The organism is Mesorhizobium sp. M8A.F.Ca.ET.218.01.1.1, from assembly GCF_004791165.1.
Taxonomy (GTDB): domain Bacteria; phylum Pseudomonadota; class Alphaproteobacteria; order Rhizobiales; family Rhizobiaceae; genus Mesorhizobium.
On record NZ_SRUZ01000010.1, the window covers coordinates 199,780 to 222,391 of the forward strand.

A 22,612-nucleotide genomic window follows, 5' to 3' on the forward strand; every position below is an offset into this window, starting at 1 on the left:
TTGCATACGGCTGGTTGGTGGCTGACTCGCACCAAAGGCTCTTACACGCCATTTGTCGATAACTCGCTTCACTTGATAATGGACTGCCCGTATACCGGCAACGAAGAGACTCAACCCCGAGGCCATTTTGCAGACCCTTGAATCCTATCTTGCCGACGGCATCCAGCGAGACCGCGAAGACATTGCTGCGATTGAACGCGCGCTACTGGAAACTTGCGACACTATCAACGCAACTTTCGACCAGCAGAATAAAAACTGGCCTTACGAAATTCGCGCCGCTGAGCAACCGAAAGGTGCAGATTCACACAGCACAACTACGATGATGATCCGAGCTATCGATCTTCTCGTCGGGCTAGAGCGCAAGGGCAAGACTCGACTCGCTTATCCGTTCAAAATAGGCACAGAGGACCGCGATAAATTACAAATCGCGCGCGCGGCTGCATTCAACGCTTTGGCGGCCAGTCTGGAAAGTGAGCGACAAGAACAAGGGAATGGGAAAATCCCCCTTGTCACGCGATCAGGAACCTACGGTAGAAACGATCCACTCACTTTATCTTTTCTTGCAGAAATCCTGTCCACTACACCGGACGGCACTTTGCTGGATGATGCTAAGGCTATAGCAGAGCAGTTGACAGAAATTGATCCAGTTTCTGGCTATTCTGAGTTCTTCAATTTTGCTGGAGATAGTTCGGCATCGAAGCCCGTCACGAACGCTTTCGTTCCGTTGCTAGTCGTACGAGCTGCCCAAACTTTGCAACAGCAATCCGGGCGTACGCTAAACTACCTCCGATATTTTGAGAGCACTCTACATGACCAACTTTCCTATTCGAGTATTCCCGACAGTCGGTTTGACCCGGCTGAGCTGATCTTTTCTTTGGAAGGGATGCTTCGGTTATCCGAACAGACGATAGATGTGCGGCTATTCGATCGTGTTCTCGACGTTCTTGAACAATCGCAGCAGACGAGCGCGCATTGGCGACCGAGCAAGCCGTTCCTGCGTACCGAAAAAGGGCTGGTGCTCTTTCCAATAAGTGTAGAGGCTGCCAATTCGCTTTTGTGGTGCTGCGAATCGCTTGGCGACGAACGGTTTCATGGTCGATCTGAGCGCTATATTTCGCTATTTCGCCGTTTCTGGAACTGGCTCGCAGCGCGTCGTGTATCGCTGCCGTCTGGAGCGCAACGAATTTCAGGCTGGCATTCAGACCATGTCGCTGACCCAGACTCGATCCAACTCTGGGACACTGCTCAAGTAGTGGGTTTTCTTCTCGGATATCGTCGTAGCCTTCACAATCACATCGCTCGCACCACGCTCCGCCTCTCGCGGTTCAATGTACGAAAGCCTGAGGCTAGCGGTCAGTCGTGGAGTGCCCAGACTCGGGAAAGCCAACACGCGTTAGGTACCGTTGCGATCGCATCAGAAAAAGACGATGCTCAGTTGAGAGAAGACTTTGAGCCAGTCAGTTCGTTGGGTTCATATTTTGAGACATATCAGAATATCGAGGACGAATTCTTGGTTCCTTGGTTAAAGCAAAAGCCAAGAAGTTACTCCATGTTGCTTTATGGTCCGCCCGGTACAGGGAAGACAACTGTTGCAGAGAATCTTGCAGACGCACTTGGTTTCTCACTTATTACGATCACTGTCAGCGATTTCCTCGCCGGCGGAGGGGGCGAGGTGGAAGCACGAGCCAAGATGATGTTCGAGGTGCTCCAAGCGCAAGCGAACGTGGTGATCCTATTCGACGAAATTGACGAGTTGGTTTTGGATCGCAGCTCAAAGCGTCACGGTCAGCAAGATACCGTCTTCAAATTCATGACGCCCGGAATGCTGACTAAGCTGAACAACCTGCGCCGTGCGAAGCGAAGCATCTTCATCATGGCTACCAACTATGCGTATCGTATCGATCCGGCAATTCGCAGGACTGGACGGATCGACGAAAACTATTTGTTGCTCCCACCTGACTCTGATTCAAGGCAGAGAATGATCAAGCAATTCCTTGGCAGTGCGGTGAAGGACAAAGCGATACCGGACGGCCACGAGCTGGACCCCTTTCAACTCGATAAAGAGGAAAAATGGGACTCGTTAACGAAAGCCTCGTTTTTTTTGGGTTACAAGGACATCGAGGCTGCAGTTGCGCGCGTTATTCGCCGAAAGGATGATACGCGAACTAGGGCCGAGCTCGAACGCGAATTGCTGGGGTGGGGCAGAACCACCACGCTCCGCCTTTATAACAGCGCCTTCCACGAGACAGACGATAGAGACGCAATCGTGCGAGAGTTCTTTCCTCTAGTAGAAATGGCGAAGCGAGAGGGTCAATCGCTTCATGAAAATCCAGCGTTGGACATCAGCGACATGCTTAAGGTGGACGAGAGAACCGGCAAGGTTCCGTTCACCAGTGAAAACGAGATGAACAGCCTTGCAGCAAAGTTCGTAAAAGAGCGCAGTCCGGACTACGATGGAAGATGACATCCTCACACGATCAGCCCCTCAGTGCTATTCGACAGGTGTGGCTTTCGGTTTTTGGGTCACAGAAGGCAGCATACCTAAGTGGTCCGATTACTACTGGCCTGCGGTTTATCGACTGGTGGAACAACTCAGGCCATAAGCTTGATCCGGCTTCAGAGGCATATCGAAGCGCACTTTTTCAAGAGGTGATCGGCCCGAACGAGGACGACCTTAAGCTCACTGCCGAGCTACTTCGCGCAAGGGGGCAGGGTTCAATCGTCGAGCCTGCCAGTCTCTTCATCCGCGAGTGGTCGCAGCGGGATTATCTGGAACTTTGGCAGCAATTCATCGCAGATCACGCTAGTCGCATTCTACTTATGGATGGATGGGAATTCAGCGGCGGCTCCGTGTCCGAATTCTGCCATGCCCATCTCAAGGGTATTCCAACGACGCGTATCGACGGATCTCCAGTCGTGGCTCGTGACGGGTTCACCGTAATCGGTCGCGCTCTTGCTCACGTTCAGGCGCTTAAGCAACCGCTGCCCGATCTGCAGAACGCATTACGCACCGCTTATAGCAAGCTTGAAGCAATTCTGCCGACTGTTGTATATGTGTCCCCTGGCGGTGTGATCCGCAAGGATGCATCTCTCGACCGACTGGCTGAAGTTATTAACGTAGCTCAGTTTGTAAGCTACGAACCACGCAGTGATAACCCGGCGCAATCATATTCACGTGTACTCGGAGAGCAGCCAAACCACGTTTTTTCTGGAGTCGCGGAAGCGGCCAATATTCTCTTGGAGCGCAGTGTAGATAGTTCTGTCAACGTGCGGAGTTTTACCCCAGAGAGCCCACTTAGCCGCGAATTCATTTATGGCCTCGCCCGAGTTGACGATGTTGTAGATGCCGTAACTCGGCTTACGCGTGAGGGTCTACATACAATTATCAACGAGACCATTGATATTCACGATGGGGGGGTTTCTGGAGTTGTACTCGGCGGCTTAATCGAATTTTCGCCCGATGATACGCCTCGAGCCGTCGAGAAATCAGGCACCGCCTCGCTTCCCATCGGTTGGGGGCTGCGGCTGCTGGCAACGGTCTACGGTTTCGAGCCCGATCTGGCGGTCCCCGAAGATGTGCGCTTGGAGTTTAGCCTTCATCCACGGCCACGCGGCTGGCGCCACACTCACACACTTGGCTGGGAGATTGCTGAACATAGAGGCCTTGACCTTTCTCCTGTTGTACAATGGCCTAATCGTTTCAGCCGAATGATAGGCGATAAGGTGTTCGGCCTTCTGGTCGCGCATCATCTCGGCCTGGCGGTGCCACGGACGACAGTAATCAACCGACGTGTTGCGCCGTTCGTATTCGGCCAACCGACAGGTAGTTCAGAAGTTTGGCTTCGAACCGCACCAGTCGAGCAGATGCCTGGCAAATTCACAACAACGCGTGGATGGAGCGATCCCTTTAAGGTTATGCAGGAAGAGGATTCTTCGCACGAATCGATCGCATCTATAGTCGGTCAGGTGGCCGTTAAACCGCAGTACTCTGGTGCGTCGATAGTTCTGCGGAATGGGGAGATTGTAACGGAAGGCGTGAGAGGGGCAGGTGACCGTTTTATGCTGGGCTTAGTCAAGCCGGAGAGACTTCCCGAGTTTATCTTGGCAGATGTCAATCATCTTCATTCAGATGCTGCTGACTTAGGTGCAGTTCGGTTCGAGTGGGTGCACGACGGCGAACGAGCTTGGATAGTGCAGATGCACCGAGGAGCTACGAGAAGTTCTGCCGACGTGCTTGTTCCTGGAGAAGCAAAGCGTTGGGCGATCTTCAATGCCTCGCAAAGCCTTGAGGAGTTACGCATGCTGCTAACGAGTCTCAAACCGGGCCATGGCGTCGAATTACAGGGTGAAGTCGGCCTGACGAGTCATATCGCTGACGTGCTTCGTAAAGCCAACGTGCCTGCGCGTATGAAGCCTCGTGGGAATAGAGCCGCGTAATATCGTGCCCCTCGAGCCCCACCGTCGGCTCCGTGTTCACCCTTCCCCAGCGCCTGCCCGGTCTAGATCGGGTCGATCAGATGATCGCGCTTGGGGTTGGTCGTGTTGGGGTGGATGAGGTTGCTCAGGCCACGGTGGTTCAGCGCCAGCCAGGGAACCAGAGTGGCGAAATATTGGTCGCGAAGGAGATTTGGCTTTGGGCCGCCGGTTATAAAGCGAGCGAAGGTGATCCCAAATTCGACAGGTTAGTGGGAAGGCAGCAATTTATATTGACAAAAAAATGATTTGAAGATCATTTTCGGCTTTTTGCCGAGGGACACATGGCAGTCCTAGACATTCCGCTCCGCAAAGCTCTGCAATTGTTCTATGGACCACAGTCGCTGCAGCGTTCAATTTTGAAGGAAGACATAAGGCTTGATCGCAAAAAAGAAAAGGGTGGCAGCAGAAGCCGAGGTGGCGATTTCTACCTGCCTTTTTGGTCCGACGTAAAAAAGCACATTGCTGGTGACGCGGATCTTTCTGAGATGACCGAAGTCCGCATACGATCAAATAAGAGGTTTACGCGACTATACCCGCTCCTGAAAGACGGGGTAATCGACTTGCTTAGCGCGAAGCTACGTTGGTCAAATGAGCCTGTCCAAATAGTGCCGAAGAGCGTGCACGGAAATCTGCAATTTGAAGATATAGGGGGTATTGTTCGTATACGTGATGCCCTGCATGCTCGCGTAAGAGGTGAGTATACGCGCATAGTCTATCCGTTCTTTAGCGAAGATCCCGCTCTCCCTGAAGAAGGCGGCAGGTTAGGCTTGTGGGCAATGCAGCAAGCTTTGACCGAATATGATCCAAATGATATGCGCATTATCGACATTCTTCGTCGGACGTTCTTCTCGCCGCAAACAACTCCATTGAGGGGAGATGAGGGGGTAGTGTTCCGGGAAAAATATATTTCAATAATAACCGAATGGGAGCGTCTGAAGCTAGATTGACAGGCTATCGCGGCTTCCCTCTTTGAACGCAAGCGATGGCGCACCGACGAAGCTCGGAGAGTGGGCACTACATCGCCAATTCCGGCGGGAGCTTCAACGATGCTCAGGCCGCTGCGGTTCGGCGTAAGCCACGGAAATTACCTAATTTCCAGCCCAGCCACCTTTGCCAGCGCATACGCCAGCGCCGCCACTGCCAGATCCCCCACCGCCAACCCCCGGAAAACAAACGCCGTCGTCTCGCCCGCGTCCTCCCGCCCCACAAAATCCCCGCACACCAACCCTGTCAGGTCGCCCACAACCATACCGGGATCAACCATCGGCTTGGCCATGTTCTTCTCCTGCTCCAGATCATCCACGACAATGCGGTCGAAGCGGCGCATCGTTTCGGGCAGCCAGGGGAGGGCCTGGTCGGTCATCACGGTGAAGCTTCCCGGCTTCAGCCAGTTCGCGTCGAGGAATGGCGCTGGCCTGGGCACTAGGGTCACCGTCGTCACCACCATGTCGGCGCCTTCGATCGCAGCCTTTGCCGTGTCGCAGGGGATTGCTTCCAGACCCCGCGACCGCGCCATCTCGCAAAGTGCGTCGCGGTTGGCGGTGCCGCGGCCGAAGGCGCGGATTTCGCGCAAGGGGAAGAGGTCGGCGAAGGCTTCGAGGTGGCCACGCGCCTGCACCCCGCAACCGATGAAGGCCAGGGATGACGCGTCGCTTCTGGCCATTTGCCTGGCGGCGACGGCGCTCAAGGCGGCCGTGCGTTTCTCGGTCACCCAGTTGCCGTCGACCAGGGCAAGCGGCAGGCCGGTTTCGGCGTCGAGCAGCGTGATCAGCGAATTCAGCGTGGGCAGTCCGCGCGCGGCGTTGCGCGGATTGACGACCAGCGATTTCGTGGCGAGCACCGGCGGCGTGGACGCAACGCCGAGCGTCGCCATGATGTAGCGGTCGTCGCCCGGCAGCACGACCGCCTTCGGCGCGCACCAGACTTCGCCCCGCCTCTGGCCTGATATCTGGCGTTCGATCTCGTCCACCATGTCGACTGTCGAGATCGACAGGCGGTCGAGCAGCGCGGACGACAGATAGGGCAAGGTTTCGGCGGCCAAGGGTCGGTTGTTCATCTTGTCATTTCCCATGGGATCCTCAAACCGCCGCTTCGCGAGAGCGCCCTCATCGCGGGTCTGGACGCCCTCTCACGCTTCCAGCGTCGGCTCCGTGTTCACCTCCAGCGCCTCTTCCGCCTCATCCTCTTCCCCCAGCACCTCGCCATGCACGCCCAATGCCTTTCCGATCCAGATCGGGTCGATCAGATGGTCGCGCTTGGGGTTGGTGGTGTTGGGGTGGATGAGGATGCTGAGGCCGCCATGGTTCAGCATCAGCCAGGGCACCAGCGTGGCGAAGATTTCGGTGGCGAAGGAGACCTGGTACATGGCCTGCTCATGCGGGCCGACCGGCTCGTCGCGCCAGCTGCCCAGGCGCACGCGGAAGCGTTCGGCGATGCGCTGGCGCAGCCATTCGGCGTATTGGCGCTGGGCGGCGTCGCCGTAATAGATATGGGCGTGGTAGCTGGCGATCTCGGCGAGTTGTCTCGGGCTGGGCGGTCGGGGTTGCCCGGCTGGCGTTGAACTGGCTTTGCTCATCTCGATGCTCCCCTGGTGACGCCCGAGGGAACTGTAGCCGAAGCGCGGGCGGCTTGTCTGTAGCCCTGCTCAGCCGGCGCGTTTCCAGCAGGCGATGACATGGCCGGGCTCGACCTCGCTCCCGGATGAGGCGGAAGAGGCGCTGGAACCCAACACCGAGCCGTCCCTGCCGGCGTAGACCGGCGTCCATTCCACGCTGCTTCGCCAAGGCATTGCGTGATGCCGTCGGGTGCGCTTCTATCCCTGCCGCGCCATTGGGGGGTCATCATTTGTCTGCTGGGAATCAAACGTCCACCGGCCACGAAGCGAGCGAGGCCGGCTGGCTCGATCTTCATTTCGAATCGTCGCGGCCCGAATACGAGGCGGCCTTGCTCGACGCCGGTATCCGCCCGGGCTGGAGCGTGCTCGACGCCGGATGCGGCAGTGGCGGCTTCCTGCCGCTCATCGCCAGGGCCGTCGGCCCATCCGGCTTCATCGCCGCCCTCGACCTCGCGCCTGAAAACATCGGCCGGGTCGAGGCGCTCGTGGGCACGCTGCCCGAGCCGCCGGAAATTGCCACTGAAGTCGGCAGCATCCTGTCGCTGCCGTTCGCCGACGCATCGTTCGATTGTGTCTGGTCCGGCAATGTCATGCAGTATTTGACGCCGGCCGAGTTTGAGCTTGCCGTCGGCGAGGCCAGGCGCGTCCTGAAGCCGGGCGGCATCCTCGCGGTCAAGGATTTCGATTCGACCATCCTGCAGATCCTGCCCATGGACCGGACCCTGCTGGCGCGGTTCATGGCCGCAAGGCTGCAGGGGTTTCGCGACCGGGGCGTGCTCGGCACCGATTGCGGTTCGACGCTTCCGGCGCGTCTGCGGCAGGCGGGCCTGGAGGTCGTCAGCCGCAAGGGCTGGCTGGTCGAGCGCTGGGCGCCAGCGCCTCGCTTCACGCGCGACTATGTGCGCGACCTGCTGGCCTATTTTGCCAGCGTCGCGCCGGGCTACGCCCTGCCTGACGCCGACCAGGCCTATTGGCGGGAACTGAAGCAGCGGCCGGATCGCCTGCTCGACGATCCCGATTTCTGCTACCGCGAATTCTTCGTCATGGCGGTCTGCCGGGTTTAGCGCTCGGCTGCTCAAGCCGCCGATGCACCGGCTTTATCTCGGCGAACCTCAGCCGGCGCGTTTCCAGCAGGCGATGACATGGCCCGCTTCAACTTCCCGGGCGACAGGTTCGGCCTTGCGGCAGGCGTCGTCGGCCAGCGGGCAGCGGCCAGCGAAGGCGCAGCCGGCAAGGGCATTATCGAGACCGGCATCGGGGCCGGCCTCGATGGCGGCTTCCGCCGTGGTCCGCCCCTCATTGGAAGACGCCGCCAGCAGCATCTGCGTGTAGGGGTGGTTGGGGCCGGCGAAAATCTGGTCGGAGGAACCGGTCTCGACCAGGCGGCCGCGATAGAGCACGCCGATGCGGTCGGCCATATAGCGCACGACCCTGAGATCATGGCTGATGAAGAGATAGGCGGTATCTTTCGTCTTCTGCAGATCGTTGAGCAAGTTGAGCACGGTCGCCTGCACCGAGACGTCGAGCGCCGAGGTCGGCTCGTCGAGCACCACCAGCCTCGGCAGGCCGGCGAAGGCGCGGGCGATGGCCGTGCGCTGGCGCTGGCCGCCCGACAGCGTGCCGGGTTTCTGCTCCGCCGTCGCGCGGGCAAGGCGCACCGAGGCCAAGAGGTCGCCGACGCGCTGCGGTACGGCGCGGCGCGGCAGGCCGGCCAGGCGGCGCAGCGGCCGGCCGAGGATGCGGCCGATGCGCTGGCGCGGATTGAGCGTGCGGTCGGGCGACTGGAACACCATCTGCACGTCGCGGCGCTCGGCCGGCTGGCGCCGCTCGACTAGCGGGGCGACCGGTTTGCCGAACAGGTCCACCGTGCCCGCCGTCGGCGGCTGGAGGCCGGTGACGATGCGGGCCAGCGTCGACTTGCCGGAACCGGATTCGCCGATCAGCCCGAACGTCTCGCCGGCGGCGATGTCGAGGTCGATGCCATGCAGCACCGGCTGGCCGCCGAAGGATTGTTTTATCCCGCGGCAGGAGAGGGCGATTTCGCGCCGCTGGGCAGGGAGGCTGCCGGTGGCCGGCGCGGGCGAGGTGAGGTCGACGGGGCTGGCATCCTCGGCCAGCCTGCCGTCGCGCTTGGTGCGGGTCAGCGTCGGGATCGCCGCGACCAGCGCCCTGGTATAGGCGTGGCGCGGATTGTCGAACACTTCTTCGGCGGCCCCGGTTTCGACGATCGCGCCGGATTGCATCACCGAGACGCGGTCGCAGGAGCGCCTGATGAGGTTGATGTCGTGGCTGATCAGCAGGATCGAGGTGCGGTGCTCGCGGCGCAGATCGTCGAGGATGGCGATGATCTCGGACTGGACGCTGGCGTCGAGCGCGGTCGTCGGCTCGTCCATCACCAGCAGCGCCGGGTCGAGCGCGATGGCGATGGCGATGTTGGCGCGTTGCTGCATGCCGCCCGACAGTTCGTGCGGATAAAGTTTTAGCACGCGCTCCGGATTGGCGACGCGGACGCGACCGAGCAGTTGCGCCGCGCGGCCAAGGGCGTCGTCGCGATGCATCGGGCGGTGGCGCAGGATCGTCTCGGTGATCTGGCCGCCAATGGTCATGCTCGGGTTCAGCGCCGAACCCGGGTGCTGGTAGACGGCGGCGATGCGGTCGCCGCGCAGCCGGCGCAGTTCGACGACGGAGAGGTCGCGGATTTCGCGGTTCTCGAAGGCGAGTTGCGCGGCCTCGACCCGGGCGTGCCTGGGCAGATAGCGCAGCACGGCCAGCGCCACCGAGCTCTTGCCCGAACCGGATTCGCCGACCAGGCCGAGCGCTTCGCCCTGGCCGATCTCGAGCGAAATGTCATCTACCGCGCGATGGATGTGCCTGGCGCCCCGGTAGGAAACCGAAAGGTGCTCGACGCTTAGAACCGAAGACGACGATGAAGAGGACATGCCCGAAACCACTTTCTGTCCGCGCGGCGATCGGGGGCAATCGCTTCCGCTTTCACATAGAACAATCTCTATAAAATTACTCGAATTAAGCCCGGGCGCAATCTAACTTTTACCGACTGGAAGGTTTTCGGGGCACGGCCACACGCCGCCGCGCCTGACGATTTCCGCATGGACAGGGAAGGCTACCGGCATGTCGCACATGATCCTCAGCGCGTTCTTCTTCAACCCGCAGGGCGACCACCGCATGGCCTGGCGCCACCCCCGCGCGCCGGGGCGCGAGGTGCTCGATTTCGACTATTACCGCGAGCTGGTGCAGGCGGCCGAGCGGGCCACGATCGACACCATCTTCGTCGCCGACCACGTGTCGATCTGGGATTCGGTCAAGAGCGGCGTCGCGCACTACGCCAATGCGCGGCTGGAACCGCTGACGCTGCTGTCGGCGCTGGCCGGCGTCACCAGGCATATCGGCCTGATCACCACGGCGTCGAGTTCCTACAGCGAGCCCTACAATGTCGCGCGGCTGTTCGCCTCGCTCGACCATATCTCGAAGGGCAGGGCGTCGTGGAACGTCGTCACCTCGGCGATGGACGAGGAGGCGCGCAATTTCGGCCGCGACGGCAATATCGAGCACGCCTTCCGCTATGAACGCGCCGGCGAATTCCTCGATATCGTCAAGGCGCTGTGGGACAGCTGGGAGGACGAGGCGCTCCTCATCGACAAGGAGACCGGCTATTTCGCCGACCCCGACAAGGTCCATCCGATCGACCACCAGGGCAAACATTTCAAGGTACGCGGGCCGCTCAACGTGTCGCGGCCGCCGCAGGGCCATCCGCTGATCGTGCAGGCCGGCTCGTCCGAGGACGGCAAGAATTTCGCCACCGCCCAGGCCGACGTGCATTTCGCCATCTTCTCCACGCGCGAAGACGGCATCAAATACCGGCAGGACATCAACGAGCGGCTGGCGCGCCACGGCAGGCGGCCGGAAAGCTTCAAGATACTGCCCGGCATCCTGCCGATCGTTGCCGCCTCCGAGGCAGAGGGCCGCGACAAGCAGGAATACCTGCAGACGCTGCTGCCCGACCAGGTCGGCATCGACCTGTTGTCGAGCTGGAGCGGCATCGACCTCTCCGTCTACCCGCCTGATGGCCCGCTGCCGCCGCTGCCGGACGAGAGCACCTTCAATGGCGGGCGCACCTCGCTCAACCGCGTCAAGCAATGGTCGAAGCAGAACCTCAGCCTGCGCGACATCGCCCGCAAGCTCGCCAACAGCGGCTCGGTGCCGACGGTGGCCGGCACGCCGAAGCAGATCGCCGACCAGTTGGAAGACTGGTACGTCGCCGGCGCCTGCGACGGCTTCAATCTGATGTTCCCGCTGCTGCCCGAGGACTGGGTGAATTTCGCCGAGCAGGTGGTGCCGGAACTGCAGCGGCGCGGCCTGGTGCCGACCGAATACGCGCCCGGCACGCTGCGCGACCGCTTCGGCCTTGCCCGCCCCGCCAACCGCTTCGCCGAGCAGCGCGCCAATCAGCGCGCCGTGTCCTGAGAGGCAAAGCCATGACCGCCGCGCCGAACCTCCAGCCCCGCGAAGCCACCGCTCCGCGCCTCGTCAACGTGCTGCACAGCCCCAAGCGCATCCGCGTCAAGTTCGGCGGCCGCACCATCGCCGACAGCCGCAACGTGCTGGTGCTGCGCTCCAACCATTTCCTGCCGATCTATTTCTTCCCGCCGTCGGCGATCGATCCTTCGGTGCTGAAACCGTCGCTGCATCGCGAGCCGCATGCGGTCGGCGGCGAGACCGCCTATTGGGACATCGACAGCGGCGACAAGCGCGCCGCCAACGCGGCCTGGTCGTTCACAGCACCGCCGGATGAAAACCTGGCGCCGCTCGCCGGCCGCATTGCCTTCACCTGGAAATCGGTCGACCAGTGGTTCGAGGAAGAGGAAGAAGTCTTCGTCCACGCCCGCGATCCCTATGCGCGCATCGACGTGCTGCAGAGTTCGAGCCATGTCGAGGTCTGGTTCGACGGCGAGATCATCGCCGACAGCCATCGTCCGGTGCTGCTGTTCGAGACCCATCTGCCGACGCGTTTCTACCTGCGGCCGGAGGACATCAGGCTGGAGCGGCTGACGGCGTCCGGTTCGACGACGCGATGTCCCTACAAGGGCATCGCCTCCTACTGGTCGGGCCTTCTCGGGGATGGTTCGGTTCGCCCCGACATCGCCTGGAGTTATCGCGAGCCGATCGACGAGGTCGCGAAAATCAAGGGCCTGATCGCCTTCTATCCGCAGGCGGTCGACCGCATCCATCTCGACGGCCAGCCGGCCTGACGGCGGCTTTTTCCCAACTTCCCATTCAAGAGAGAAAAACAATGACGAAACGTTCCGACATCGATCTTCTGCGCAGCCAGTCCCCACGCAATGCGTCCCGTGATATCTGGAATGTCGCGGTGGACGAATACGCGCAAGGCTTTCTCAAGCGCCGCGACCTCCTGAAATACGCGGCACTTCTCGGCCTCACCGGCTTTGCCGCCTCGCAGGGGCTGTTCACGCCAGGCGCGGCGCGCGCGGCGACTGCCGGCGGCACGGTGCGCGTCGGGCTCGGCCAGCCGACCAAGGCGATCGATCCCGTCACGATCACCGATCCGGCCAGCATCGGCGTGATCAGCCAGGTCGGCGAGTATCTCATCCTCGACGATCCCAAGGACGGCCTCCAGCCGAAGCTTGCCTTGTCGTGGGAAGCCGACGAGACCGCCAGGCGCTGGACCTTCAAGCTGAGGCCAGGCGTCAAATTCCACGACGGCCGCACCGTGACCGCCAAGGATGTGGTTGCAAGCTTCGAACGGCTTGTCGACCCGGCCAGCGGCTCCTCGGCCTTGTCGGCCTATAAGGGCATCCTCTCCAAGGGCGGCGCCAAGGTCGTCGACGACGAGACGGTCGCCTTCGATCTCGACCAGTCCAACAGCAACTTCCCGTTCTATGTCTCCTCCGACGTCTACAACGCCGTCATCGTGCCGGCCGACTATGCCGGCGATTTCGAGAAGACCTTCAACGGCACCGGCCCGTTCAAGCTGGAGTCCTTCCGCCCCAAGCAGGGCGCCAGCTTCGTGCGCAACCCCGACTATTGGGGCGACAAGGCGCTGCCCGACCGCGTCGAGATCAAGTTCTTCGACGACGAACAGGCGCAGGTTCTGGCGCTGCAGGCCGGCCAGCTCGACGTCATCCCGAGCACCACGCGGCTGGAGCTGGCGATCGAGGGCAACCCCAACTTCAAGCTGCTCAGCGTGCAGGCAAGCTCGCATGATCCGGCGCATCTCAGAACCGACCAGGCGCCGTTCACCGACAAGCGCATCCGCCGCGCGCTGGCGCTGACCATCGACCGCGAGGCCGTGGTCAAGGGCCTGCTCAAGGGCCGCGCCATCGTCGGCAACGACACGCCCTTCGCGCCGATCTTCCCCTCGGCCGATCCGTCTGTGCCGCAGCGCAAGCAGGACATCGCCGAGGCCAAGCGCCTGCTTGGCGAGGCCGGCGTGCCCAATGGGTTCGAGGTGACGCTGACTACCGAGCGCGCCTATGACATTCCCGATTATGCGGTGATCATCCAGAATTTCGCGAAAAAGGCCGGCATCGACATCAAGCTCAACGTGCTGCCGCAGGATGCCTATTACGGCTCGGCGACATTCGGCTCCTCGCCGTGGCTGGACTCCAATCTCGGCATCACCGATTTCGGCCATCGCGGCACGCCCGACATCTTCCTCAACGCGACGCTGAAGAGTTCGGGCGCCTGGAACGCGGCGCATTTCAACAATGCGGACTATGATGCGCTGCTCATCGACTACGGCAAGGCGCGCGACCTGCAGGCGCAGCGGCTCGCCGCCGGCAAGATCCAGACCCTGCTGCTCGACGAGACGCCGCTGATCATCAGCTATTTCTCGCAATACAGCCGCATCGTCAGCGCCAAGGTCGAAGGCGTGCGCTTCACTGCCATCTCGCATCTGCTGCTCGACAAGGTGTCGTTCGTGTGATCGCCTCGATGGCGGTCGTCAGGCCCCTGGCGGCGCGCGCGGGTTCGCTGCTTCTGACGCTGTGGCTGGTCAGCGCGCTGGTCTTCCTCGCCGGGCAGGTGCTGCCCGGCGATGTCGGCCGCGTCATGCTCGGCCCGTTCGCCGATGCGCAGGCGGTCGCCGAACTCAACCGCAAGCTCGGCACCGACCAGCCGATCCTCGCGCAATACTGGCACTGGTTCAGCCGGGCGATGACGGGGGATTTCGGCGACTCGCTGTCGATGCGCGCCCCGGTGGCGCCGTTCGTGCTGGAGAGCATCAGGAACTCCGCCGCACTGGCCGGCGTCGTGCTGCTGTTTCTCGTGCCGATCGGCATCGGCGCCGGCGTCGCCGCCGGCCTGCGCCCGGGGAGCCTTGCCGACAGGCTGATCGTGCTCACCGGCGTCTCGCTCTCGATCGTGCCGGACTTCGTCTCCGGCCTTTTGCTGCTGATGGTCTTCGGCCTGTGGCTGGCCTGGTTTCCGATCACGGGCGCGGCGCCGCAAGCCTCCGGCTTCTGGACGACCAGCTACTACCTCATCCTGCCGGCGCTGCCGCTGGTGCTGAATCTGATCGGCTATGTCGCGCGCATGACCAGGGCAGGGGTGATCGAGGCGCGTGGCGCCGACTACACCCGCACCGCCATCCTCAAAGGCTTGAGCCCCTCGCAAGTGCTGTTCAAGCACGTGCTGCGCAATGCGGTGGTGCCGACAGTCGCCGTCATCGCCACGCAGAGCGGCTTCCTGCTCGGCGGCCTGGTGGTGATCGAGGCGCTGTTCGGCATACAGGGGCTCGGCAATCTTGTGTTGAGCGCCGCCAAGGCGCGTGACTTCCCGATGCTCGAGGCCGGCGTGCTGGTGATGGCGGCGATCTTCGTGTCGACGGCCGCGATCGGCGATCTCCTGCAGGCGCTGCTCGATCCGCGCCAGCGCCGCCGGAGCGCGCCATGACCGATCTGGCGCAATCCCCGGCGCGCGGCGACATCAGGCTCTCCTGGATCGGCCGGTTGCGCGGCGTGATGCCCGATGTGGCGCCGTCGACCGTGATCGGGTCGGTGGTGCTGCTGTTCTGGGTCGCCTGCGCGCTGTTTGGCGCGCTGTTCGTGCCGTTCGATCCCTATGCCGAGGATTTCCTGTCCATGATGACGCCGCCCGACGCGGTGCACTGGTTCGGCACCGACCAGCTCGGCCGCGACGTGCTCTCGCGCATCATCGTCGGCTCGCGCGACATCCTTTTGGTGGCGCCGCTGGCGACGCTGGCGGGTGTTGCTTCAGGCAGCGTCATCGGCCTGGTGCTCGGCACCTTTGGCGGCCTGGTCGATGCCGTCGGCGCGCGGCTGCTCGACGCGGTCATGTCGCTGCCCTTCATCGTGCTGGTGACGATGGCGCTGGTGGCGATCGGCCCGTCCAACCTCACCGTCATCGCGGTGATCGGCCTTGCCTATGCGCCGCTGGTGGCGCGCACCGTGCGCACCGCCGCGCGCGAACAGCGCGAGCGCGACTATGTCAGCGCCGCCCGGCTGGCCGGCGAAGGGCGGCTGGCGATCATGTTCCTGGAAATCCTGCCCAATGTCCGGGAAACCATCCTGATCGAGCTGATCACCCGGCTCGGCTACGCCTTCTTCTCGATCGCGACGCTGAGCTTCCTCGGCCTCGGCATCCAGCCGCCATCGGCCGACTGGGGGCTGGCGATCGCCGACGGTTACGGCTTCCTCACCGGCGGCAAATGGTGGGTGGTGGTGTTCAATTCGGCGGCGATCATTTCGCTGGTCATGGCCACCAACCTCATCGCGCAAGGCATCGGCGCTTTCGAACAAGGCGACAAATAGGCTGTGGGCGCCATGCAATGGTCGGCTATTCGATCGAATTTCTTTACAACCCGTTAATTCGGCCATGCATCAATAAGCATCTGCTAATTATCGGTGCGCGTGGGGTACGCAATGACCAAAAATCTCGGCAATGCACGCTATGTGCCGCCCAAGGACACGAGCATTTCCTTGTTCAGCAGGGTCGCGCCGGCGCTGTTCCCGCTCGTCGCGGCGGCGTTGGGCTACTTGATCGGGCGGCAGTTCCTCGGCCTATAGGACCATAGACATCAGGCGCCGGTCTCGGCTGTCGCCTCCTCAGCGCCGGCGTCGGCTCGCCTGACGCGATCGCTCGCCAGAAGCACGACAGGGCAGGCGACGGCGGCCAGCACGGCGGTCGCCGTGTCGCCGAAGAACAGCTCTTCGCCCGGCCGCTGGGTGACGCCCATCACCACCATCGCCGCGCCCTTGGCCGCTTCCCTGGCGATCGCCTGGTCGGGCGTGGCGCGCGTTCTGATGGCGGTCTCGACGGCGACGCCATAGCGGTCGGCGAGATCGGCGACATCCTTGAGCACGGCCTCCTCGCGGCGGTGCGAAACCGAGCCTGGCCGGCTGCCCTTGCGGGCCTGCGAGACATAAAGGACTTTGACGCGCGCCCGGTGCGGCCGCGCCAGGGCCAGCGCGAAATCAGCCGCGCGCCGCGCGACCTCGGTGCCGTTGACGGGAACCAGAATGGTCGCGCCGGCACGCAGCATCGGCATCCTGCCGCTGGATTTGGCGCCATTCAGCACCAGGCAGAGCGGGCCGTCGAAGCCGCTGGTGATATCGTTCAGCGTGCCGCTGAATGTGCCTTTGCCGGTCAGCGCGTTGTCGAGCCCGACCAGCAGAAGGCCGTAGCCCTTGCGGGCCTCGGCGGCAATGGTCTCGGTGGTGGCTTCAAGCTCGGCGCGGGCCGTGAGATGGATCTTGTCGACGGGCGTGTCCTCGGCCTTGCTGACAGCCCTGGCGCTTCTGGCCGCTCCCCTCTTGACCTGTTTCGAGGCCCGCTCGGGGCCTTTGTCACGGGCAGGGCCGGGCAATTTGCCGTCCTCGAGGTGGAGCAGCGTGGTCGGCATGCCGGTGCCGCCGCCGACGAGCCCGGCGAGATAGGCGGTGAACTTGCCGACCGGGCTGTCGTCGACGAGCAGCAGCAATCGCTCCAGTTTGGAGACGAAGCCGCGTTCGTCGAGCAGTTCTCGGTCGACGCGCTGCTTTTCGGCATCGCCGACCGGCAGCCGGCCGAGCGCCCAGCGCAGCATTGGCGGCATGGCGAGCGTCGTGATGACGGCCATGGTGACGATCATCGTGAACAGATTGTGCGACAGGATGTTCATCGACAGGCCGATCGAGGCGACGATGACCTCGGTCGAGCCGCGCGCGTTCATGGCGCTGCCGACGGCGGTCGCCTCCTTCAGCGACATGCCGGCCAGGCGGCCGCCGAGAAAGGCTCCCGAGAATTTGCCGATGCTGGCGATCAGCACCAGCGCCAGCGTCAGCAGCGCCAGCGTCGGGTCAGAAAGCACGGTGAGGTTTGCGGACAAGCCGGCCATGCCGAAGAACACTGGCATGAACAGCGCCGTGATGACGCCGCGCAGCTGGCCCTCTATGTGGTCGGACAGGATCGGCGATTCCCCGACCAGTATGCCGGCGACGAAGGCGCCGAGCACGGTGTGGACGCCGATCAGATTGGTGATCAACGCCATCACGCCCATAATGATGATGATGACGGTGACGACGGCATACTCGCTGCGGAAGGAGTCGTTGCTCCAGCGGATCAGGGTGAACACCAGGCGGCGGCCGATGGTGAAGGAAAACACCATGAACAGCGCCACTTCGACCACCGTGATGATGAGCGGCAGCACCTGCAGGCTGCCATTGGTGGCGATGCCGAAGGTGACGGCGATGATCAGCCAGCCGATCGTGTCCTCGATGATGGCGGAGGAGACGATGACCTGGCCGAGATTGCGGCGCATGAAGTTCATCTCGCGCACCACCATGGCGACGATCTTGACCGAGGAGATCGACAGCGCGGTGCCGAGGAACAGTCCGGCGACGATGCGCTCACCCGGCTCGGGCAGGAGGGAATCCGGCAGCACCTGCGCCAGCGCGAAGCCGCAGACAAAGGGCACGACGACGCCGGTGATCGAGATCGAAAAACAGGCCGCGCCCACCCGCCGCACGAGGCGCAGATCCGTCTCCATCCCGGTAAGCAGGAGAAGCAGCAGGATGCCGAGCTGCGAGACGGCATCGATCATGCTTTTCTGCGCGGGATCGGTGGAGAAGATCAGATGCTGGGCGTCCGGCCATATCCAGCCGAACAGCGACGGCCCGAGCAGGATGCCGCCGATCAGCTGGCCCATGATCGCCGGCTGGCCATAGCGCTGGAAGATTTCGCCGAGGCCACGGCCGACCAGAAGCAGGAGTACGATCTCGGCGACGAATAATCCCTCCGCCGAGCCGCCGATGCCCGAGGCGTGGCCGGCCGGCTGCGCGGCCAGCGCGTGGTTTGCCGGCGCCAGAACGAAAATGGCCAGCGAAAGGGCGGCCGCTGTACCGTGCGGCCTCGTTGCCGATGGATGGATCATGGGTCCCTTCAAGACGCCGCCGCGGACTGACCATCACAACGCGCGGCCGACGTTTGCGTTGCAGCCATCCGTCGCGAGTTGTTGGCGTCCGGCATCGAGGTCAGACGTGGACGTTACCGAAGGAGAGTTCGCCGTCGTCGCCTGGCGTCAGGAAGGCGGCCGCCAGCAGGCCGGCATAGAGGAGGGCAACCACGGCGACGATGGCCGCGCCCGGTATGGGACCGAGCGCCGCCGCGCCGACGGCCTCGCGCATTGTGCCGACAAAGCCGACCGGCACGCCTTGATCGATGAGGCTCGGGGTCGACAGTTTGAGGATCCAGGCGAGCAGCAGGATCAGCATCATGTGCACGTAGTTGCGGCGCAGACGGCGCGCCAGCGCCACGCGCTGCGAAACCAGGAATTTTGGGGTGCGCAGGCTCTCGCCGACGACCAGCAGCCAGTCGGAGGCGAAATCGGGCTGCGGCGAGAAGATCTGCGCGAAATAATGGCGCTCGAACTGGCGCACGCGGGCGCGGTAGACGTCGAAGAAGCGGTAGCGGCGCGCCTCGATCCACAACAAAAGCAGCACCAGCAGCATGGCGAACAGCAGCACGCCGTGATGGGCGCTGGCCGTCGACAGCGACACGGACAGCATCGCCGCGACAACGGTGATCGCCCAATTGCTGGTGCGGTCGAGGCGGTCGCGCCAGCCGGCCATGCGGGCGATCTCGGCGCGATGGAAATGGGACATAACGGTGACCAGTTCGCCTGGCGAAAGCGGTCTGCCGACGGGCGTTGCCGGCGCATCGTTCATGACTTCCTCCCAGCCGACAACGCTTATGAGGCAATGTCGTTCCGGCAGGCGGTCATTCCGGGCCGCCGATCCAGTCGACTAGTAGTGCGACGAGCCCAAAGGCGCCGCCGATGGCGCAGACCGCCGGCCACCCGGCCCAGGCCCAGGCAACACCGGCCAGCAATGAGCCGATGGCGCCGCCGATGAAGAAAATGCCGACGAACAGGCCATTTAGGCGGCCGCGCGCCTCGGGCCGCAGCAGGTTGATGGCGCGGCGGCCGAGCGTCTGATCGCCGGTGACGCCGATGTCGAGCAGCACGGCGCTGATGCCCATCAGCACGAGCGGCGTCCAGGACGTTCCGGACAAGAAGGAGCCGGCCCAGGCCGCCAGCGCCATCGCACCGATCAGCACGAGATGGCAGAAGATGGTGGCGGATCGTGTCCAGCCATGGTCGCCGGCGCGGCCGAACAAAGGCGTGACCACCGCACCGCCGGCACCGACGAGCGCGAACAGCGCGATACCGCGCTGGCCAAGGCCGAAGGGTGGCTGCGCGAGCCGCAGGGCGACCGCCGTCCAGAACAGGCTGAACGCCGCCATCACCAGGGCCGCCGTCAGCGCGCGGCGCCGCAGCACCGGCTCCTCGTGCAGCAGATGGAACAGTGAAGCGATCAGCTTGCCATAAGACGATTTCGCCACCGGCCGCCGGCGCGGCAGCGTGAAGGCAAGCACGATGGCGAGCAGCGTCAAGGCGGCGGCGCTGAGGCCGTAGAAGGCGCGCCAGCCCCAGGCGTCGGCGACGAGGCTGGCCAACGGCCGCGCCAGCAGGATGCCGATCATCAGCCCGCTCATCACGTCGCCGATGACGCGGCCTGCCTCGCCGGGCGGGGCCATCGAGGCGGCGATCGGCACCAGAATCTGGATCGCCGAACAGGCGGCGCCGAGCACGAACAGGACGATCAGCAGCGAGGCGATGGTGGGCGCCAGCGCCGCCACGCCGGCCGCCAATGCCGCCGCGACCAGCATGCGCAGGATCAGGGTGCGGTTCTCGGCGAGGTCGGCCATCGGCACCAGGAAGAACAGGCCGGCGGCATAGCCGAGCAGCGTCACCATGGCGACAAGGCCAACGCTCGCGGCGCCAGCGCCGAGCGACGGGCCGATCAGCCCAACCAGCGTCTGCGGCGCGAACAGGTTGGTGACGATGATGCCGGTGGAGGCGGCAAACAGCAGCGTCTGCGGGCCGGTGATGGTTTGAACCGGAAGCCGGCCGGCTGTTTGGCCGTCATTGGAATCGAGCATGAAGTCCTCAATGAAGCTGCATATCGTGCAAGGACTTTATGCCAAAGCTTCATCATGCTACAATTCAATCAATTCGATAATGATTATGCGAGGTGCGCATGAACATCCATGATCTCGAAGCCTTCGTCGCCGTTGTGGAAACCGGCTCGATCGTCGGCGCCTCGGCCAGGCTCAACCTCACCCAGCCGGGTGTCACGCGCCGCATCCAGAACCTCGAGGACGGGCTGGCGACAGCACTTCTCGACCGCCAGTCGAAGCCGCTGAAGCCGACCGCCTCCGGACGCGAGGCCTATGAGCATGGCCGCCGCGTGCTGCGCTCGCTTGAGGATCTGAAGGCCGGCGTCTCGCCGCAAGGCGAGGTCAAGGGCGAGTTCCGGTTGGGCATCATGCCTTATCTCTCGGATGCAGCACTTGCGCTGCCGCTCGACAGCCTGCGCGCCGCCTTTCCGTACCTGACGCTGCGCATCAGTTCGGGCTGGTCGCCAAGGCTGGTGGAGCAGGTGGCGCGCAGCGAGCTCGACGCGGTGGCGGTGTGCCTTGCCGAAGGCCTGGCGCCGCCCGACGAACTGGTCTGCGACGATCTCGGCGCGCAATCGGTGCTGCTAGTCGCGTCCCCCAGCCTTGGCGTGCCGAAGCCGGCGAAACTCGCCGACCTGTCGCGCTTCGCCTGGGTGATGAACGAAAACGGCTGCGGTTTTCGCGCCTTCATCAAGCAGAGTTTCGAGGCCGCGAGGCTGCCGTTCCAGGTCGGTGTGGAGGCGCTCAGCGTCGACCTCCGAATGTCGCTGGTGGCGCGTGGCCACGGCATCGGCATCGTCACCCCGGGCGCCTTCGCCGACAGCCGCTGGCGCGACGCGGTGGAGGTGATCGACTGTCCCGACTTCAAGCCGCAAGTGCGCGCCTGGCTGCTGCACCGTCCGCCGGCCGGGCGGCTGGCGCGTCCGATCGCGCTGTTCCGCGACGCACTGATCGACGGGCTGAAGGTGCCGATGCCGCTGGTGTCGTAGGTGCGCGGGACGTTGAATTTCGCCAGAATTTCTCGAATCCGATCAAGCTGCTGCGCGGAATTGCTCAAGTGCCGATTCCAGGTTCAAACGGTTATGGCTCTTGAGAATCCCTTTGCCTTCGGCAACATGGCTGCCATGGCCGAGGCACGAAAATGAACAAGCCGATTTCCGCCGCACCGCGCAAACCCGCGCGCATGTCACCGATGGCGCTGACCGAGGCGCTGGTGGCGCGCACCATGCGCGTTGTCGAGGATGCCGGACCGACGCCGGGCATGATCTATATGACTGACCAGGATTATGCGCGGTTTCGTGACGAGATCCTGGCCTCGGCACCGGCCGGGCCGCTGAAACTGTTCGCCTATGGCTCGCTGCTGTGGAAGCCCGCCGGCGAGGTGAGGGGCGGCGAACGGGCGGTGGCGCGGGGCTGGCACCGGTCGTTCTGCTTCACCGTGCAACGCTTTCGCGGCACGCTCGATCAGCCCGGCCTGATGATGGCGCTCGACCGTGGCGGTCAGTGCCAGGGCATGGTGTTCGAGATCGCCGAGCCGGTAGCCGAAAATCTGGAGGCGCTGCTGCGCCGCGAAATGACCATCCTGCCCGCCGTCAACGTGCCGCGCTGGCTGCGGGTGAGGACCGAAGGCGGGATGAGCCGGGCGCTCGGCTTCGTCGTCGATCCCGCCAATTCGCGCTATGCCGGCAAGCTCGACAAGCCAGCGGTCGCCGCAACGCTGGCGAGCGCCGTCGGCCATTGGGGCTCGGGCGCGCAATATCTGTTCGAGACGATCCGCCACCTCGACGCCTGCGGCATACGCGACCGCAATCTGTGGCAGTTGCAGGAGCTGGTGGCGCAGGAGATCTGGCGGGTGCATGCGGCCGGCTAGTGGTTTTGCACGAAACCGGACGCCGCGTTGACCGATCGCCTGCCTTGGCGATTGGCGGATCCGCCCACCGCTTCGTCATCCACGGGCGGAGCAAGGAGCGAAGCGACGCGGCGCAGGCCCCTGGAGCTGCTTCGCAGCCCAAGGGATCCATGCCGTGG

Annotated in this window: 19 protein-coding genes; 12 read left to right on the forward strand and 7 right to left on the reverse strand. The window is 63.2% G+C overall.

Translation table 11 applies throughout. The annotated features are described in order from the left end of the window. The first annotated feature begins 127 nt into the window (after positions 1 to 127). Complete coding sequence (locus tag EN861_RS30210) at positions 128 to 2,464, forward strand: ATP-binding protein (protein ID WP_135867354.1); 2,337 nt, start codon at positions 128 to 130, stop codon at positions 2,462 to 2,464. Further along, entirely contained in the window at positions 2,461 to 4,437 is a 1,977-nt protein-coding gene (locus tag EN861_RS30215; protein ID WP_189343776.1) for a DUF4406 domain-containing protein, read from the forward strand. The genes EN861_RS30210 and EN861_RS30215 overlap by 4 nt, the downstream gene beginning before the upstream one ends. A 62-nt stretch (positions 4,438 to 4,499) precedes the next feature. On the opposite strand, the gene EN861_RS30220 is transcribed toward EN861_RS30215, so the two are convergent. Further along, positions 4,500 to 4,667, reverse strand: coding sequence for a DOPA 4,5-dioxygenase family protein (locus EN861_RS30220; protein WP_135867420.1), 168 nt, complete (start codon positions 4,665 to 4,667; stop codon positions 4,500 to 4,502). 90 nt (positions 4,668 to 4,757) lie between these two features. On the opposite strand from EN861_RS30220, the gene EN861_RS30225 reads away from it, so the two are divergent. Then, positions 4,758 to 5,423 (forward strand): hypothetical protein, encoded by a 666-nt coding sequence (locus tag EN861_RS30225; protein WP_135867355.1) that lies wholly within the window; start codon positions 4,758 to 4,760, stop codon positions 5,421 to 5,423. A gap of 137 nt (positions 5,424 to 5,560) precedes the next feature. Here the strand turns inward: EN861_RS30225 and EN861_RS30230 are convergent, their stop codons facing one another. After that, positions 5,561 to 6,532: an ornithine cyclodeaminase family protein gene (locus EN861_RS30230; protein WP_135867356.1), complete on the reverse strand. Its 972-nt coding sequence runs from the start codon at positions 6,530 to 6,532 to the stop codon at positions 5,561 to 5,563. Positions 6,533 to 6,604: 72 nt separating this feature from the next. After that, a complete protein-coding gene (locus EN861_RS30235; RefSeq protein WP_135867357.1) occupies positions 6,605 to 7,051 on the reverse strand; it encodes a DOPA 4,5-dioxygenase family protein in 447 nt (148 codons plus the stop codon). Between the two features lie 269 nt (positions 7,052 to 7,320). Between EN861_RS30235 and EN861_RS30240 the strand changes: the two genes are divergently transcribed. Next, a complete protein-coding gene (locus tag EN861_RS30240; protein WP_245512151.1) occupies positions 7,321 to 8,154 on the forward strand; it encodes a methyltransferase domain-containing protein in 834 nt (277 codons plus the stop codon). Positions 8,155 to 8,202: 48 nt separating this feature from the next. Here the strand turns inward: EN861_RS30240 and EN861_RS30245 are convergent, their stop codons facing one another. Then, positions 8,203 to 10,029 carry an ABC transporter ATP-binding protein gene (locus EN861_RS30245; RefSeq protein WP_135867358.1) on the reverse strand — a complete coding sequence of 609 codons (1,827 nt, stop codon included), beginning with the start codon at positions 10,027 to 10,029 and terminating at the stop codon, positions 8,203 to 8,205. 190 nt (positions 10,030 to 10,219) lie between these two features. Here EN861_RS30245 and EN861_RS30250 point away from each other — a divergent pair, with 190 nt between their 5' ends. The 6 genes from EN861_RS30250 to EN861_RS35625 all read left to right on the forward strand — a co-directional run bounded on the left by EN861_RS30250 (position 10,220) and on the right by EN861_RS35625 (position 16,152). After that, a complete protein-coding gene (locus EN861_RS30250) occupies positions 10,220 to 11,572 on the forward strand; it encodes an LLM class flavin-dependent oxidoreductase (RefSeq protein WP_135867359.1) in 1,353 nt (450 codons plus the stop codon). Positions 11,573 to 11,583: 11 nt separating this feature from the next. Next, a complete protein-coding gene (locus EN861_RS30255; protein ID WP_135867360.1) occupies positions 11,584 to 12,357 on the forward strand; it encodes a DUF427 domain-containing protein in 774 nt (257 codons plus the stop codon). 41 nt (positions 12,358 to 12,398) lie between these two features. Next, positions 12,399 to 14,051 carry an ABC transporter substrate-binding protein gene (locus tag EN861_RS30260; RefSeq protein WP_135867361.1) on the forward strand — a complete coding sequence of 551 codons (1,653 nt, stop codon included), beginning with the start codon at positions 12,399 to 12,401 and terminating at the stop codon, positions 14,049 to 14,051. A gap of 8 nt (positions 14,052 to 14,059) precedes the next feature. After that, positions 14,060 to 15,019 (forward strand): ABC transporter permease, encoded by a 960-nt coding sequence (locus EN861_RS30265; RefSeq protein ID WP_135867362.1) that lies wholly within the window; start codon positions 14,060 to 14,062, stop codon positions 15,017 to 15,019. After that, positions 15,016 to 15,897, forward strand: coding sequence for an ABC transporter permease (locus tag EN861_RS30270; RefSeq protein WP_135867363.1), 882 nt, complete (start codon positions 15,016 to 15,018; stop codon positions 15,895 to 15,897). Before EN861_RS30265 ends, EN861_RS30270 begins: the two co-directional genes overlap by 4 nt. Positions 15,898 to 16,008: 111 nt before the next feature. Next, positions 16,009 to 16,152, forward strand: coding sequence for a hypothetical protein (locus EN861_RS35625; protein WP_167531334.1), 144 nt, complete (start codon positions 16,009 to 16,011; stop codon positions 16,150 to 16,152). Between the two features lie 11 nt (positions 16,153 to 16,163). Here EN861_RS35625 and EN861_RS30275 read toward each other — a convergent pair whose 3' ends face one another. From EN861_RS30275 to EN861_RS30285, 3 genes are all read right to left on the reverse strand, one after another. Then, positions 16,164 to 18,497 carry a cation:proton antiporter gene (locus tag EN861_RS30275; RefSeq protein WP_245512152.1) on the reverse strand — a complete coding sequence of 778 codons (2,334 nt, stop codon included), beginning with the start codon at positions 18,495 to 18,497 and terminating at the stop codon, positions 16,164 to 16,166. 100 nt (positions 18,498 to 18,597) lie between these two features. Then, complete coding sequence (locus EN861_RS30280) at positions 18,598 to 19,290, reverse strand: DUF2270 domain-containing protein (protein WP_135867364.1); 693 nt, start codon at positions 19,288 to 19,290, stop codon at positions 18,598 to 18,600. Between the two features lie 52 nt (positions 19,291 to 19,342). Next, positions 19,343 to 20,566, reverse strand: coding sequence for an MFS transporter (locus EN861_RS30285; protein ID WP_135867365.1), 1,224 nt, complete (start codon positions 20,564 to 20,566; stop codon positions 19,343 to 19,345). Positions 20,567 to 20,664: 98 nt separating this feature from the next. Between EN861_RS30285 and EN861_RS30290 the strand changes: the two genes are divergently transcribed. Both EN861_RS30290 and EN861_RS30295 read left to right on the forward strand, forming a co-directional pair. Further along, a complete protein-coding gene (locus tag EN861_RS30290) occupies positions 20,665 to 21,573 on the forward strand; it encodes a LysR family transcriptional regulator (RefSeq protein ID WP_135867366.1) in 909 nt (302 codons plus the stop codon). Between the two features lie 152 nt (positions 21,574 to 21,725). Beyond that, complete coding sequence (locus tag EN861_RS30295; protein ID WP_135867367.1) at positions 21,726 to 22,454, forward strand: gamma-glutamylcyclotransferase; 729 nt, start codon at positions 21,726 to 21,728, stop codon at positions 22,452 to 22,454. Positions 22,455 to 22,612: the final 158 nt, after the last annotated feature.

Excerpts from the sequence above, each read along its gene's own strand:
- EN861_RS30260 (WP_135867361.1), top strand. The coding sequence starts at position 12,399 with ATGACGAAACGTTCCGACATCGATCTTCTGCGCAGCCAGTCCCCACGC.
- EN861_RS30230 (WP_135867356.1), bottom strand. The coding sequence starts at position 6,532 with ATGAACAACCGACCCTTGGCCGCCGAAACCTTGCCCTATCTGTCGTCC.
- EN861_RS30235 (WP_135867357.1), bottom strand. The coding sequence starts at position 7,051 with ATGAGCAAAGCCAGTTCAACGCCAGCCGGGCAACCCCGACCGCCCAGC.
- EN861_RS30265 (WP_135867362.1), top strand. The coding sequence starts at position 14,060 with ATGGCGGTCGTCAGGCCCCTGGCGGCGCGCGCGGGTTCGCTGCTTCTG.
- EN861_RS30295 (WP_135867367.1), top strand. The coding sequence starts at position 21,726 with ATGAACAAGCCGATTTCCGCCGCACCGCGCAAACCCGCGCGCATGTCA.
- EN861_RS30245 (WP_135867358.1), bottom strand. The coding sequence starts at position 10,029 with ATGTCCTCTTCATCGTCGTCTTCGGTTCTAAGCGTCGAGCACCTTTCG.
- EN861_RS30270 (WP_135867363.1), top strand. The coding sequence starts at position 15,016 with ATGACCGATCTGGCGCAATCCCCGGCGCGCGGCGACATCAGGCTCTCC.
- EN861_RS30225 (WP_135867355.1), top strand. The coding sequence starts at position 4,758 with ATGGCAGTCCTAGACATTCCGCTCCGCAAAGCTCTGCAATTGTTCTAT.
- EN861_RS35625 (WP_167531334.1), top strand. The coding sequence starts at position 16,009 with ATGACCAAAAATCTCGGCAATGCACGCTATGTGCCGCCCAAGGACACG.
- EN861_RS30250 (WP_135867359.1), top strand. The coding sequence starts at position 10,220 with ATGTCGCACATGATCCTCAGCGCGTTCTTCTTCAACCCGCAGGGCGAC.
- EN861_RS30275 (WP_245512152.1), bottom strand. The coding sequence starts at position 18,497 with ATGATCCATCCATCGGCAACGAGGCCGCACGGTACAGCGGCCGCCCTT.
- EN861_RS30255 (WP_135867360.1), top strand. The coding sequence starts at position 11,584 with ATGACCGCCGCGCCGAACCTCCAGCCCCGCGAAGCCACCGCTCCGCGC.
- EN861_RS30285 (WP_135867365.1), bottom strand. The coding sequence starts at position 20,566 with ATGCTCGATTCCAATGACGGCCAAACAGCCGGCCGGCTTCCGGTTCAA.
- EN861_RS30290 (WP_135867366.1), top strand. The coding sequence starts at position 20,665 with ATGAACATCCATGATCTCGAAGCCTTCGTCGCCGTTGTGGAAACCGGC.
- EN861_RS30280 (WP_135867364.1), bottom strand. The coding sequence starts at position 19,290 with ATGAACGATGCGCCGGCAACGCCCGTCGGCAGACCGCTTTCGCCAGGC.
- EN861_RS30215 (WP_189343776.1), top strand. The coding sequence starts at position 2,461 with ATGACATCCTCACACGATCAGCCCCTCAGTGCTATTCGACAGGTGTGG.